10 protein-coding genes are annotated in these 13,416 nt (G+C 73.7%); 7 read left to right on the forward strand and 3 right to left on the reverse strand.

All coding sequences use genetic code 11. From position 1 onward, the window contains the following. Positions 1 to 126 precede the first annotated feature (126 nt). From GVV76_RS06880 to GVV76_RS06910, 7 genes are read left to right on the forward strand one after another with little or no spacing between them, the layout of a single operon-like run. Positions 127 to 2,295 carry a polysaccharide biosynthesis protein gene (locus GVV76_RS06880; protein ID WP_201292212.1) on the forward strand — a complete coding sequence of 723 codons (2,169 nt, stop codon included), beginning with the start codon at positions 127 to 129 and terminating at the stop codon, positions 2,293 to 2,295. Then, entirely contained in the window at positions 2,292 to 3,449 is a 1,158-nt protein-coding gene (locus GVV76_RS06885) for a glycosyltransferase family 4 protein (protein WP_159625895.1), read from the forward strand. The genes GVV76_RS06880 and GVV76_RS06885 overlap by 4 nt, the downstream gene beginning before the upstream one ends. Further along, positions 3,446 to 4,747: a glycosyltransferase family 4 protein gene (locus GVV76_RS06890; RefSeq protein WP_159625897.1), complete on the forward strand. Its 1,302-nt coding sequence runs from the start codon at positions 3,446 to 3,448 to the stop codon at positions 4,745 to 4,747. Before GVV76_RS06885 ends, GVV76_RS06890 begins: the two co-directional genes overlap by 4 nt. After that, positions 4,740 to 6,605: a glycosyltransferase gene (locus tag GVV76_RS06895; protein ID WP_159625900.1), complete on the forward strand. Its 1,866-nt coding sequence runs from the start codon at positions 4,740 to 4,742 to the stop codon at positions 6,603 to 6,605. Before GVV76_RS06890 ends, GVV76_RS06895 begins: the two co-directional genes overlap by 8 nt. Next, positions 6,602 to 7,474, forward strand: a complete 873-nt coding sequence (locus GVV76_RS06900) for an ABC transporter permease (protein ID WP_159625902.1) — start codon at positions 6,602 to 6,604, stop codon at positions 7,472 to 7,474. Before GVV76_RS06895 ends, GVV76_RS06900 begins: the two co-directional genes overlap by 4 nt. Next, positions 7,458 to 8,498 (forward strand): ABC transporter ATP-binding protein, encoded by a 1,041-nt coding sequence (locus tag GVV76_RS06905; RefSeq protein ID WP_159625904.1) that lies wholly within the window; start codon positions 7,458 to 7,460, stop codon positions 8,496 to 8,498. Before GVV76_RS06900 ends, GVV76_RS06905 begins: the two co-directional genes overlap by 17 nt. Next, the gene (locus GVV76_RS06910) at positions 8,495 to 9,259 is read left to right on the forward strand and encodes a DUF6270 domain-containing protein (protein ID WP_159524136.1); all 765 of its coding nucleotides are present in this window, start codon (positions 8,495 to 8,497) and stop codon (positions 9,257 to 9,259) included. Before GVV76_RS06905 ends, GVV76_RS06910 begins: the two co-directional genes overlap by 4 nt. Positions 9,260 to 9,322: 63 nt before the next feature. On the opposite strand, the gene GVV76_RS06915 is transcribed toward GVV76_RS06910, so the two are convergent. From GVV76_RS06915 to GVV76_RS06925, 3 genes are read right to left on the reverse strand one after another with little or no spacing between them, the layout of a single operon-like run. Further along, entirely contained in the window at positions 9,323 to 11,197 is a 1,875-nt protein-coding gene (locus GVV76_RS06915; RefSeq protein ID WP_159625997.1) for a glycosyltransferase family protein, read from the reverse strand. Between the two features lie 2 nt (positions 11,198 to 11,199). Next, positions 11,200 to 12,270, reverse strand: coding sequence for an XcbB/CpsF family capsular polysaccharide biosynthesis protein (locus GVV76_RS06920; protein ID WP_159625906.1), 1,071 nt, complete (start codon positions 12,268 to 12,270; stop codon positions 11,200 to 11,202). 11 nt (positions 12,271 to 12,281) lie between these two features. After that, positions 12,282 to 13,376, reverse strand: coding sequence for an XcbB/CpsF family capsular polysaccharide biosynthesis protein (locus GVV76_RS06925; protein WP_159524465.1), 1,095 nt, complete (start codon positions 13,374 to 13,376; stop codon positions 12,282 to 12,284). Between the last annotated feature and the right edge of the window lie 40 nt (positions 13,377 to 13,416).

Here is a 13,416-nt window from a genome sequence, read left to right on the forward strand (position 1 = left end):
GGGGATACTGGGGCGACGCCGCCGAAGGCGCCTCAGTGCTGATATAACGGCCGATACAACCCCTGACCTGTTATGCACCGGCTCCGCAGGCGCCGCACCCTTGTCCCTGAACGAAGGACTCTCCCCATGCCTGAGCATGGCGCCGCCTCGACCGAGCTCGGGGCGAGGACGGCCCCACCGCCCGTGAGGCCCTCATCGCCGCCAACGGGCTCATCGCTCACGAGGGGTGGGTCGGGGCCCGGGTGGCGGGAGCGGGAGATCGGCGGCTCCCGCCTGCATCTGCCCCACGGCGCCACCGCCGCCCTCGACTCCGCGATGTGGGGGCTGGCCGTGATGGTCGTGGCCGCCCTCAGCCTGACCACGGGGATCGACGCCCACCCCGAGGGCATGGGGGTCACGCTGACGGCGCTGCTGGCGATCATCTTCCAGATCGCCGGCTACCTGGCCTTCCTGCGGGGCAGGGCGCGCTTCGCGACCATCGATGAGATCCCCTTCGTCCTGCTGACCGACGTCATCATCGCCGTCGCCCTATCCGCGGCCTCCGGGATGTCCGCGGGCCTCCTCCTGCCGCTGCGCGACTCTGTCCTCTCCGGCGGCGCCGCCCTCACCCTCCACCTGGCCTGCCGGTGGCTCTACCTGCGGGTGGTCGAGGCGCGCCAGCGGCCGGTCGGCAGACGCGCCCGGCGCACGATCGTCATGGGCGCCGGGGGCGGCGGCGCCGCGGCGATCAGCCTCATGCAGAACGACCCGTCCTCCCCCTACACGCCCGTCGCCCTGCTCGACGACGACCCCGCCAAGCGGCATCTGCGGCTCTCCGGGGTGCGGGTGCTCGGCCCCTGGCGCGCCCTGGCGCAGGTGGCCCGGGAGACCAGCGCCGATCTCGTCCTGCTGGCGGTGCCCTCGGCCAGGCCGGAGGAGGTCGACGGCGTCGTGGCCCGGGCGCGCGAGCTCGGCCTCGCGATACGGGTCATGCCCGGCACCGAGGAGCTCATGGGCCTGGCGCCCTCCCTCGCGCCCGCGCCGCCGAGCGCCGTCGCCCAGCGAGGCACCGGGATCTTCCGCCCCCTGGAGATCTCGGACCTGCTGGGGCGCCGGGCGATCGACACCGATGTTGACGCCATCGCCTCCTACCTGACCGGCGAGAGAATCCTCGTGACCGGCGCGGGGGGCTCCATCGGGGCGCAACTGTGCCATGAGATCGCGAGGTACCGGCCCGAGCGGCTCATCCTCGTGGACAGGGACGAGTCCGCCCTGCACGCCGTCCAGCTGTCCCTCGACGGCGAGGCGATGCTCGACTCCCCCGACCTCATCCTCGGGGACCTGCGCGCCCCCGGCTTCATTAGCGGCCTCTTCGACGAGGCCCGCCCGACGATCGTCTTCCACGCCGCCGCCCTCAAGCACCTCACCCTCACCGAGCGCTTCCCAGAGGAGGCCTTCCTGACCAACGTGGCCGCCACCCGAGATCTCCTCACGGCCGCGACCAGCCATGGCGTGCGCCTGTTCATCAACATCTCCACCGATAAGGCGGCCGATCCCACCAGCGTGCTCGGCCACTCCAAGCGCATCGCCGAACGGCTGACCGCCGCCGTGGGGTTGAGCCTGCCTGCCGATCGGCGCTTCATCTCCGTGCGCTTCGGCAATGTCCTGGGCTCGCGTGGCTCGGTGCTCCACACCTTCGCCTCCCAACTGGAGCGTGGACTGCCCATGACCGTCACGGATCCCCGCATGGAGCGCTTCTTCATGTCCATCAACGAGGCCTGCCAACTGGTCCTCCAGGCCGGGGCGCTGGGGCGCTCCGGCGAGGTCCTGGTCCTGGACATGGGCGAGCCACACAACATCGAGTCCCTGGCCAGGCGCTTCGCCTCCCTCATGGGCGCTGACGAGCCGCGGGTGGCCTACACGAGGGTCCGTCCCGGGGAGAAGATGACGGAGTCGCTGTTCGGCGCCGGGGAGGCCGACCGCCGTCCCTGGCACCCGCTCATCTCGCACGTGGATGTCGCGGCGCTCGGGCTGGGGCTCCTCCAGGACATCGATGATCTCCGCCTGCGCTCGGAGTGGGGCCCCCAGGGCGAGCTCGTGCGCAGGTGGATGACGGGCACGAGCCGGGCCCCCGCTCCCGGGGCGCCGGTCGCGGGCCCCGGGGCCGCCGCCCCCGCGGACGGCCAGACCGGCGGCCCCGGCGTCAGGTCGGCCACCCGATGGATGCGCGCCCCGGCAAGCAGGCAGCCGACCGCCGCCCCCAGTGGCACTCCGACCGCCAGGGGCGCCGTCGAGCGGGCAGGCGCCCCCACATGATTCAGCAGGCATTCTGGATCCCGCAGCCGCCCGGGGCCTGGGCCTGGGGCACGACCGTTGGCGCCCTCATGGGCCTTTCGGCCGGGGCTGTCCTGACCGCCGCCATCATCCCAGTGCTGCGGAGGGCCGGCGTCATCGATGTCCCCGTTGGCCGCTCCCTCCACGCCGGGCCGGTGCCCCGAGGAGGCGGATGCGCCCTGGTCCTGGCCGCGGTCATCGCCGTCGGGGCGGGCCTGGCCGGCGCCATGGCAGGGGGGCCGATGGTCCGCTCCGGCAGGCTCATCGAGGTGCTGAGCGCGGGGCTCTCCACGATTCTCGCCCTGGCGATCCTGGGGCTCGGCGACGACCTGTACACGCTGCCCATCAAGGGGCGCCTCATCGCCCAGGCGATCCTGGGCGCTGGGCTGGCCCTGCTCACGACGTCGATCACGGGGGCCCCGCTGTGGCTCGTGATCCCACTGGGGGCGGGCGCCGTCGCCATGGTCAACGCCACGAACTTCATGGATGGCGCGAACGGGGTAGCCGCCGGGCACGCCCTCGTGGCCGCGGCGTACTACGCGCATGTGGCCTTGTCGGTGGGGATCCCCGGGCTGGCGCTCGTCATGGCCGGGCTCGGCGGGGCGGTCGCCGGGTTCCTGCCCTTCAACGCGCCCCGCGCCCGGGTCTTCCTGGGTGACTCCGGCTCCTACGCCCTCGGGGCGGCCTGGTCCTTCGGCGCGGCCCTCTGCTTGGCCTCCGGGGTGCCACTGCTCGTCGCCGTGGCCCCGCTGCTCATCCTGGCCACCGACACGGGCCTGACCCTGTGGCGCCGCGCCCGCTCCGGGCAGCGCTGGTACGAGCCACACCGTGAACACGTCTACCAGCGGCTCGTCGCCGCCGGGTGGCCCCATTGGGCGGTGGCGCTCCTCGTGGGCGCCTGCGCGGCGGCCTGCTCAGCGGTGGCGCTGGCCTCCTGGCAGGGGCCAGGCGGGCGCGTCGCGTGGGCGCCGGGCGTTATCGGGATGCTGGTGGTCCTGGCCTGCTACATGAGCCTGCCCTCGCTCGTGGGCGCGGCGCGCCAGGAGCGCCAGGAGCGCCATGAGCGCCAGGGCTACAGCGGCCAGGGCGGCTCCAGTCCCAGGGGCGGTGTCCCTGAGGATGGTGAGCAGGGATGAGGCTCCTCCTGCTCACCCACTACTGGGCGCCGGAGACAGGCGCGCCCCAGAACCGCTGGCAGTGGCTGGCCCGCGGCCTGGTGGAGCGCGGTCATGAGCTCGCCGTGCTCACTCCCGCCCCGCACTACCCGGCTGGCGCGCTGCTCGACTCCTCACCCCGGTTCGCCCCGGGAGCCATCACTCGCGATGAGAGCGGGGCGATGATCCACCGCACGGCTTTCAGGCCCTACGGGGTGGGGATCGGCGGGCGCGGCGCGGATCAAGCGCTCGCCGCGGCGGACGGGGCGCGCCTGGCCCTGGCGCGCTTCGGGGGGAGGCACCGCCCCGACGTCGTCATCGGCTCGGTCCCGGGCCTGCCGACCCTGCCCGCGGCACTGGCGGTCGGGGGCGCGCTGCGGCGCCCCGTCGTCGCCGAGCTGCGCGACGCCTGGCCGGACATCCTCGACTCGAGCCACCACTGGGCCGGGCCCTCGGGCGGGGCTGGCGCGACAGGCGGTGCCGACGGAGACCCGCGCGGCGTCGGAGCCTGGGCTCCGCGCTCGTTGCGCCACGGCGCCGCCCTCGTCCCCCCGCTCGTCACCGTCCTGGAACGCAGGGCCGACGCCGTCGTGGCCACCACGGAGTCCTTCGCCCAGGCGCTGCGGGAGCGGGGCATGAAGAGGGTGAAGGTCATCCGCAACAGCGCGACCCCGTCGGACTGGGTGCTGCCCGCTCCCCCACCGCGCCGGGACGGTGATGATGGGCGCCCCGAACTCCGCGTCGTGTACCTGGGAACCGTTGGGCGCAGCCAGGGGCTGGCGGCCGCGGTGGAGGCGGCGGTCCTCGCCGAGCGCCGGGGGGCCCGCCTGCGCCTGCGGATCGTGGGCGACGGCGCGCGGGCCGCCCACATCCGCGCCACCGCCAAGAGGCTGGGCGCCCCGGTGGAGATGCTGCCGCTGGTCGCCCCCGAGGCGGTGGCCGAGCACTACGCCTGGGCCGACACGGTCCTCGTGAGCCTCCAGGACTGGCCGGCCATGTCCATGACGGTGCCCTCCAAGCTCTACGAGGCCCTGGCCACCGGTCGCCATATCAGCGGCGCTGTCGACGGCGAGGCGGCCGACATCATCCGCTCCGCGAGCGCCGGGCTCGTGGTCCCCCCGCAGGATCCCGGGGCGCTGGCCGCCGCCTGGGCGGACCTGGCGGCGGACCGCTCCGGCCTGACCGCTAGCGCCGGGCGGCAGTGGCTCTCCCGCCACGCGCGCCGGCGCGACCAGGTCACCCGCTACGAGGAACTGCTCAACGAGGTCACCCATGGCTGAGCCCCCAGGCCACCGGGCGCGCTTCTGCGCGCTCCCCCCGGCCCCAAGCGCAGCGCCTCCCGCGGCTCTCACCAGGCTGCGCGCCGTCAGCCTCCTGGCCGACACCGCCGCGCGGCACATGGCGGAGGACCCCTTGCTGCTGGCGCTGCAGAGCGCCCGCCGCCTTCCCCACGGGGCGCGCGCGGCGCTGTCCGGGGCGGTGGGCGCGGGCGCGGCCGATGATTCGCCGCGCGCCGCCCTGGCCGCGCTGCTCGCCGATCGTCCGGCGCTGGCGGCGCGGGCCCTCGCCCAGGCCCGCCCGAGCAGCGCCCTGGGCCAGCGCCTGGCGGCTGAGATCGCCCTGGCCGTGGGCCTGACCGATCTCCTGCCCGACGGGGCCGGGGCCGCCCCGGCGAGGATCCAGGCCCGCGACCTGTGGTCGCGGGGGCACCTGGATGAGGCGATCGGGGCGCTCGATGCCGTCCTGGCCCGCTCCCCCTCCTCCCGGGGCAGGCTTCCCGGACGGAGCCATCACTCGATCCGGGCCGCCCGGGCGCGCCTGTCCGCCGAGCTGGCGACGATGTCCCCGGGCTTCGCGCTGCCCGCCGCCCCCTCCCCCGGTTGGCAGGGGCCACTGCGATCAGCGGCCCCCCGGGTCCTGCACCTGCTGACCAACTCCGTGCCGCACACCCAGTCGGGCTACGCCTTGCGCTCGCACCACCTGCTCCTCGCCCAGCGGCGGGCGGGCGAGGAGCCGCGGGCGGTCACCCGGATCGGATACCCCGTGACCGTGGGCCGCGCGGGGGCGGGCTCGCGCGACGTCGTCGACGGCGTGGAGTACCTCCGGCTCCTGCCCTCCCGGCTCGCGCCCACGCCCGCGACCCGCCTGGCGCAGACGGCGCGGCTCCTGGCCCAGCAGGTGGCCGCCTTCCGCCCCGAAGTGCTGCACACGACGACGAACTACGCCAACGCCCTCGTGGTATCCGCCGTGGCGCGCGGCCATGACCTGCCGTGGGTCTACGAGATGCGCGGGATGCTGGAGTACACCTGGGTGGCCTCCCGGCCCCCCGAGCAGCAGGCTGAGGCCCTGGCCTCCCAGCGATTCGCGCTGCTGCGCGCCAAGGAGGCCGAGATGGCCCGGCAGGCGGACGCCATCATCGTCCTGTCGGCGCTCCAGCGCGATGACCTCGTGGCCCGGGGCGTGCCCGCCGAGAGGATCACGGTCGTGCCCAACGCCGTGGAGGGGGAGGTCCTGGCCGCCGAGCCCCTCTCCCCCGCCCAGGCGCGCGCCCGCCTGGGCCTGCCGACCGGGGGCTTCTGGGTGGGAAGCGTCTCGTCCTTAGTGGACTACGAGGGATTCGACGTGCTCCTGCGGGCCGTGGCGCTCGCCCGCGCCCAGGGCGTGGACGCGCGCTGCGCGATCGTCGGCGACGGCGTGAGCCGCCCCGGTCTGCTCGCGCTCGCCCAGGACCTGGGCCTGCTGGGCCCGGGGTCGGGGATCTGCGTCCTGCCCGGCCGCGTCCCTGCGGGTCAGGCCCTGGGCTGGTACCAGGCGCTCGACGCCTTCTGCGCGCCCCGGCGGGACACGCCGGTGTGCCGGATGGTCACGCCGCTGAAGCCGCTGACGGCGCAGGCGCTCGGACGCCCGGTGATCGCCTCGGACCTGCCCGCGCTTGTGGAGGTCACCCGGGGCGGCGGGCTCCTCTTCCCCGCGGGCGACGCCGGCGCGCTGGCGGCGCGGATCAGGCTGCTCGCCCAGGCCGGAGCCGATGGCGCCGCGGCCCGAGCGGCCCACATCACGCCGTCGGCTGGGAGTGGCCTACCCACCTGGGAGGAGAATGGGATGACAGTACGCGCGATTCATGAGGAGGTGCGATGAGTATCAGTCCTGCGGAGCCCTGGATCGAGAGGCCGGATTCAGCGGGGCTCAGGCCCGTCGGCAAGCGCCCACCCCTGCTGGCGTACATCCGCCGCACCTGGCGGCGCCGTCACTTCATCTGGGCCGACGCCCGCGCCCGCGCCCTGGGGACCCAGCGGGGGACCCTCCTGGGCAATATCTGGCTCATCGTCAAGCCGATGCTCGACGCCCTGGTGTTCTTCGTGGTCTTCGGGCTGCTGCTGGAGACCAACCGCGGCATCGACAACTTCGTGGGCTACCTGCTGGTGGGGGTCACGATGTTCCCCACGCTGCAGCGGGCGATCACCGGCGGGGGCCAGGTGATGTTCGCGGGCAGGAACCTCATCCGCTCCTTCTCCTTCCCCAGGGTGGCCCTGCCGATCTCCTTCACGATCCGGGGCGCCCTGGACACGCTGCCGCCGTTGGCCGCCCTGCTGATCATCGTCATGATCCTGCCGCCGCACGCCTGGCCCTCATGGCACTGGGTCCTCATCGCGCCGATCTTCGCGCTGCAGAGCCTCCTCGCCCTGGGCCTGGCGCTGTTCACCTCCAGGATCACGGCGCAGCTGCCTGACATGCGCAATGTGTGGCCCTTCGTGGCCCAGTTCTGGTACTTCGGCTCCGGGGTGTTCTTCTCCTTCGACAAGATGACGCACCGGCCCGCCGCCAGGCTCGTCGTCGATTGGAACCCCGGTTACAAGCTGCTGGCCATGTACCGCGACGTCATCCTCTACCAGCGCGTGCCACCGGGGCGTGATTGGGCGGTCATGGGCCTGTGGGCGCTCATCACCGTGGGCGCCGGGTACGTCTTGTTCTGGATGAGGGAGGAGTCCTATGGCGTCGAGCGCTGAGCCCCCCTCCGCCCACGGGGCGCCGTCGGCCGGCCAGCGCGCGGCGGCGCCCGCGACCGTCGTCGTCGACGACCTCCATGTGCGCTACCGGGCGCCCTCGGCTGACGCCTCGGCCATGCGCGCCCTCAGCCCCTCCCGCCGGATCGCGATGAGGGCCCTCGGGCGCCGCCCGCGCGTGGCCGTCGACGCCCTCAAGGGGGTGTCCTTCGTGGCGCGGGCCGGTGAGTCGCTTGGGATCCTGGGGCGCAACGGCTCGGGGAAGTCCACCCTTCTGCGCATCGTGGCGGGCCTGGAGACGCCGCGCTCGGGGAGGGTCCTGGCGCGCTCCACGCCCGTGCTCCTGGGCGTCAACGCGGCCCTCGTGCCGGACCTTCCCGGGGAGCGCAATGTCATCCTCGGCTGCCTGGCCATGGGGATGACGCCGGAGCAGGCCCGCGCCGCCCTGCCGGGGATCGTGGGCCTGGCGGGCATCGGCGAGGCGATCTACCGGCCCATGAGCACCTACTCCTCGGGGATGGCCTCGCGGCTGCGCTTCGCGATCGCGGTGTCGGCCAGCCCGGACATCCTGCTCATCGACGAGGCCCTGTCCACCGGGGACGCCGCGTTCAAGGAGCGCAGTGAGAGCCGGATGGCCGAGCTGCGCGCGAATGCCGGAACGGTCTTCATCGTCAGCCATGCCGCCCAGACCATCGAGGAGATGTGCACGCGCGCGATCTGGCTCATGGACGGCCAGCTCATCGGCGACGGCCCGGGCCCGGAGATCGCCCACGACTACCGCTGGTGGTCCTGGAACGTGGCCAAGGGGGAGAGCGCCACCGCGGAGGAGATCCTGGCGCGCTGCCGGCGCAAGTGGGCGCCCCGCGCCACCTGCGCCCCCGCGAGTCCCGCGGCGCCCGCCCCGGGGAGTGCCGGTAGGATGAGCGGGTCGGCGGCTCCCTGGCCCGCCTCCTCCCCACCATCCCCCCGCGCCGCGCGCCGCCCTGGCCTCTACGCGCCCCGTCACCGTAAGGACGCCCCCCAGTGACCACTCCCGCCCCCGCTCGATCCCTGGCGATCCTCGGATCCTGCGTGGGCAGGGACTCCGCCACGGTGCTCCAGGAGCGCGGCTGGTTGGTAGCCCGCTACGTCGCCAGGCAGTCCATCATTTCCACGGGCAATGTCGTGGATGTCAGCGCGATCGACCCCGGCGCGCTGGAGGGCGCCTTCGCGCGGCGCTGCTTCGCCTCCGACGCCGCTGGCGACGCCGAGGCCCAGCTGGAGGGCCTGGCCGAGTCCACGGACGTGCTGCTGTGGGACCTCACCGATGAGCGCCTCGGCGTCATCGAGGCCTCCCCCGGGCACTGGCTGACCCGCTCCACGGAGGGCCTGACGGCGAGCCTGCGCCTGGGCCGGGACTTCTACGAGCCGCTGGGCGGGCGCCTCATCGAGATGGGCACCGACGAGCACCAGGGGCTCTTCGCCGCCGCCCTGCCGCGCCTCGGGGCGATGCTCGAGCGCGTCGGGCTGCTGGAGCGGACGATCCTCCTCCAGGCGCCCTGGGCGGCCCGCACGGCGCAGGGGCGCTCCACCGTGCGCAGCTGGGGCATGAGCGCCCTGGGAGCGAACTGGGCGATGATCGATTACTACGACAGGGCGCGCGAGTTGGGCACTCATGTGCTCCAGGTGCCCGAGGATCTCGTCGTGGCCGATGACGCCCACCGCTGGGGGGCGGCCCCCTTCCACTACGTCCGCGCCTTCTACGACTGGGTGGCCGACGGCGTCGAGGCCTTCGCGGCGCGCGGCTGAGGGACCGGCGGGGCGGGCGGGGCGGCCCCGGCCCGCGCCCCCCGCGCGCCCGGGGACGGTCCTTCAGGGCATCGCGGTGGCGCCCGGCTCGCCGAAGTGGCTCAGGCGCGATGTCGCCAGGATCTCGGCGTCGTCGATGGCCCACGTGTGATCGGCGGCGGCGCCCCGGCGCTGGACGAAGCCGAACCGGGATGTGGAGTAGATGCTCGCGCCGGCGTCGATGGCGCCGCGCAGCAGCGCGGTGTCCTCACCCTGGCTGGTGTCGGGGAAGCCGACGGATCGCGCGAGGTCGGTCCTGGCCACGATCGTCGGGCCGGAGACGAAGGAGGTGCGCCTGTGCTCCCACTCGGGGAAGCGCAGGACGGTGAGGTTGCCGCCCACCAGGTGCACGTAGTGGGCGTGCTTGCCGACGATCCCGGCGCCCGAGTAGTCGATGGCCGCCAGAGCCTCGGACAGGTAGTGGGGGCCGTAGAGGTCGTCGTCGTCCATCTTGGCGATGAGATCAGCCTCGACCCGTTGGAGCATGGCCGTGTAGTTGGCGCCGAGGCTCGTGCTGGCCGGCGCGCTCATCCACGTGGCCTCCAGGCCGAGCTCGCGGGCGCGGGCGCGGGCATCGGCGTCGGCCTCGAAGCCGTGGGTGAGGATGATCGGGCGGATCTCCACGTCCTCCTGGGCGGCGAGACCCTCCAGGGTGCCCGCCAGGCGGTGGGGCCGGTTGGTGGAGATGAGGGGCGCCACGGAGGGGGCCCGGCGGCGCCGCTCGGGCATCCCCAGGTCGGCCAGGACCGTGTCCACCCGGTGGGAGTAGGTGTGATGGGCCCAGATCTCGCGCTGGGCGAGGTGCGTCATGCGGTCGCCGAGCTCGGGATTGGCGCAGAGCGCCCGCATGGCGCGCTCGGCGCCGACGCGGTCCTGGACGACGGCGAGGCTCCCGGCGGGCAGGAAGGCGCCGGTGGCGGGGCTGGGCATGGTGACGACGGGCGTGCCGCAGGCGGCGATCTCGAAGATGCGCCGCGCCATCATCGAGGGGCTGGTCACCACCGAGTTGACGTTGAGGAAGACCCGGTGGGCGCGGTAGGCGGACAGCATCTGGGCGTAGTCGAGGCTGCCGCGCACGGCGGAGTCGTGGGGCGCGGGGAACTGGTAGCGGTCGTCGTCCCCCAGGTAGCGCGAGTAGATGACGAGGCCGTGGCCGGTGCGGCGCCCGGCGTCGGTGGCGGCGCCGAGCAGGGTGTCCATCTGCTCGCGGCGCTCGGGGTACTTGTGGGCGAAGTACATGCCGGCGAAGGCGACGCCGCTGCGCTCCACGGGGCGCCCGTCCGGGCCGACCAGGCGGATGGGGTTGTGGATAGAGGGCTGGGCGGCGAAGGGCAGGACGCCGACGCGGTCGTGCCCGAGCTCGGCCCGGTAGCGCGGCACAAGGGTGGAGTCCGTGGTGTAGACGCGGTCGAAAAGGGCGGCCGTGGCGATGGCGTCGTCGTAGTGGGCGGGGTCCTCCTTGTTCCAGAACACCGTGGGGATCCCGGCGGCCCGGGCCGCGGCGATGAGCTCCCGCAGCCCCTGGGAGGGGGCGGAGTCGCCGAGGACCTGGTAGATCCAGGCGTCGTCGTTCCCATGCCAGGCGGACTCCACGAAGATGAGGTCGAGGGGCTGCTCGGCAAGCTGGGCCCGCCAGCCGTGCGGGTCCAGGACCACGGCGCGCCACTCGTAGCTAAGGGCGAGGGAGGTGAACTCGTCGGCGATGACACCGACGGTCACGTCGTGCCGGGGCGCGTCGGCCTCGGGGAGATCCCAATCGGGGATGCCCTCCACGCCCCGCGGGACGCCGGGGCGCGCGCGCCGTCGGCTCGCGGTTGGCCGGGCGGCGCGCTGGCGGCGGCGGTGCTCCCTCAGGCCGGCCGGGCCGCCGTGGCGCAGGTGCCACAGCGCGCGCCGCATGCTCACAGCTCGATGGCGCCCTCAGGCAGGGACCATCCCAGGATGAGGGCGTTGACGGCCATGATGGTCGGGCCGAGGACGGCTCCGGGCCCCCATGGGTGGTCGATGATCCTGTAGTCCGAGGAGTCGAAGAGGAGGGTGGGGCGCCCCAGGCTCTGGGCGTACTGGGCGACCATGTCGTGCTGCGGCGACTGCGGGGAGGTGAGGAACACGCCCCTGGCGCCGGTGGGCCGCTCGGAGGCCAGGAGCTCGGCGAAGACCGCGTCCTTGGTGGAGGTGAAGACCTCCGGGCCCGTGAAGTGGGCGTCATCGCGGGAGTTCTCGTAGTACTGGTCCCCGAGCACGGGGTCGGCGGCCACGAAGGGCAGGCCCAGGGCCACCCCGTGGCGCACCGCGCCGGTGGCGCCCTTGGAGGAGCCCAGGAGGCAGACCTGCGCCGGCGGGATCTCGAAGGAGCGGATCACCCGGGCGATGAGCGCGCTGATGGCGGTGGCGTTGCCCGGGGCGTCGAGGGTGTCGCCGTAGAAGGAGCCGACGACGCCCCCCAGGTCGCCGATGCGCAGGATGGCGGTGTCCCCGGGGATCAGCCCGCGCAGGTGCTGGTAGTGGTGGGGGAAGTACCTCCACAAGGAGGCCTCGTTGTCGTTCGTGTGGATCGCTGAGAAGACCACGACGAGGCGCCGCAGGGCGTTGCCGCCCTCGGGCAGGATCATCTGGTAGAGGACGCCGTCCTTCGTCATGGAGATCTCACCGGAGGTGATGGGCTCCCAGAAGCCGCGGATCCGGCCGCGGGCGATGTACTTGGCCACGCCGTCGCCGCCCTCCCAGATGAAATAGCCCTTGCCGGCCAGGAACTTGTGGAGGGCGTGGAGGCGGGCGTCGGCGCGCCCCACCCCGATGGGGCCCTCGGGGCCGGTGATCGCGGCGTCGGCGACCCGGATGAAGTCGGGGTCCTGGTCGGCCAGGGCGGCCTGGAAGCCGGCCGGGTCGGAGGCGAAGTCGTCGAGAGGGACGTCCCACACGCCCTTGTGGGGGCGACGGGGCAGGAGCTCGACACCGTCTAGGTAATCCATCTCGGTACCTCTCAACTCTCGCGGGCGCTGGTCGATGGCGCCGCGCTCGTGCTGCCCACCGGGATCCCCAGCAGGATGGCGTTGAGCGCGGCGATGGCGGGCCCGAGGACCGCGCGCGCCACGCCGGGGTGGGCGTCGACCCTGGGGTCATCGGACTCGTAAACGGCGCAGGGGCGGCGCAGGTCCCGGGCGAAGGCGAGGGCGTCTGAGCAGATCTCGGAGCCCCGGGCGGTCAGGACCGCGCAGGGCGGCGGGGAGGCCGATCCGGGCTCGTCGATGAGCTCGGCGAGGACCTCCTCGACGCGCCTGGGGAAGATGGGGGCGCCGGTGAAGTGCTGGTCGTCGCGCTCCTCCCGGTAGAAGGTGTCGTCGACAATCGGGTCGACGGCGATGAAGGGCAGGTGGAGGCGCAGCCCGTGGATGGCGGCGCCGGTGGCGCCCTTGGAGGGGCCGATGAGGCAGACACGCTGGGGCTCCAGGCCGAGCCTGTTGATGGCGGCCACGATGAGCTCGGAGATGTCATCGCAGTTCGACGGCGCGTCCGCGGTGTCCATGAAGAACGAGCCGGAGACGCCGCCCAGGTCACCCAGTCTCAGCACGGCGGTGCCGGGGGGCGTGAGGGACCCAACGTGCCGGAACTGGGGGAAGATGTAGCGGTCCAGCCCGGGGTAGTTCCAGTCCGAGTGCATGCCGGAGAAGACGACGACGAGGTAGCGGGCGGGCAGTCCCCACTCGGGCTCCTGGTAGGAGTAGGCGACGCCGGAGCGGGTCAGCGAGCACTCACCAGTGCGCACCTCGTCCCAGAAGGAGCCGACGCAGTCGCGGCGCACGAGGACGCCCTCGCCGTCGCCGGCGCCGGCCACGAGGTAGCCCTCGGCGGTGATCTCCTTGAGCGCCGCCCTGAATCCCGGATCCTGGCGCGCCAGGGCGATGAGGGTGGTGTCGGCGCCCAGGCGCTCGTCGGTGACCCTGAGGCGGTCCGGCGGCGCCATGGTCGTGGGCCTGAGGATCGCCCGCGGCGAGGCCACGAGCGAGGGCAGGCCCACGGTCACGGTCCTACTGCCCGCCTCCTGGCGGACGGTCCCCACGTCGTCGAAGACTCCCACTGTTCCTCCTCGTGCTGGGCTGGGATGTCGCGGCTTGTCG

This window comes from Actinomyces sp. zg296, from assembly GCF_009829695.1.
In the GTDB taxonomy this organism is placed as follows: Bacteria; Actinomycetota; Actinomycetes; order Actinomycetales; family Actinomycetaceae; genus Actinomyces; species Actinomyces marmotae.

What these genes read in the sequence shown, in the direction of transcription:
- GVV76_RS06880 (WP_201292212.1), top strand. Translation starts at nt 127, where the DNA reads ATGCCTGAGCATGGCGCCGCCTCGACCGAGCTCGGGGCGAGGACGGCC.
- GVV76_RS06885 (WP_159625895.1), top strand. Translation starts at nt 2,292, where the DNA reads ATGATTCAGCAGGCATTCTGGATCCCGCAGCCGCCCGGGGCCTGGGCC.
- GVV76_RS06890 (WP_159625897.1), top strand. Translation starts at nt 3,446, where the DNA reads ATGAGGCTCCTCCTGCTCACCCACTACTGGGCGCCGGAGACAGGCGCG.
- GVV76_RS06895 (WP_159625900.1), top strand. Translation starts at nt 4,740, where the DNA reads ATGGCTGAGCCCCCAGGCCACCGGGCGCGCTTCTGCGCGCTCCCCCCG.
- GVV76_RS06900 (WP_159625902.1), top strand. Translation starts at nt 6,602, where the DNA reads ATGAGTATCAGTCCTGCGGAGCCCTGGATCGAGAGGCCGGATTCAGCG.
- GVV76_RS06905 (WP_159625904.1), top strand. Translation starts at nt 7,458, where the DNA reads ATGGCGTCGAGCGCTGAGCCCCCCTCCGCCCACGGGGCGCCGTCGGCC.
- GVV76_RS06915 (WP_159625997.1), bottom strand. Translation starts at nt 11,197, where the DNA reads ATGCGGCGCGCGCTGTGGCACCTGCGCCACGGCGGCCCGGCCGGCCTG.
- GVV76_RS06920 (WP_159625906.1), bottom strand. Translation starts at nt 12,270, where the DNA reads ATGGATTACCTAGACGGTGTCGAGCTCCTGCCCCGTCGCCCCCACAAG.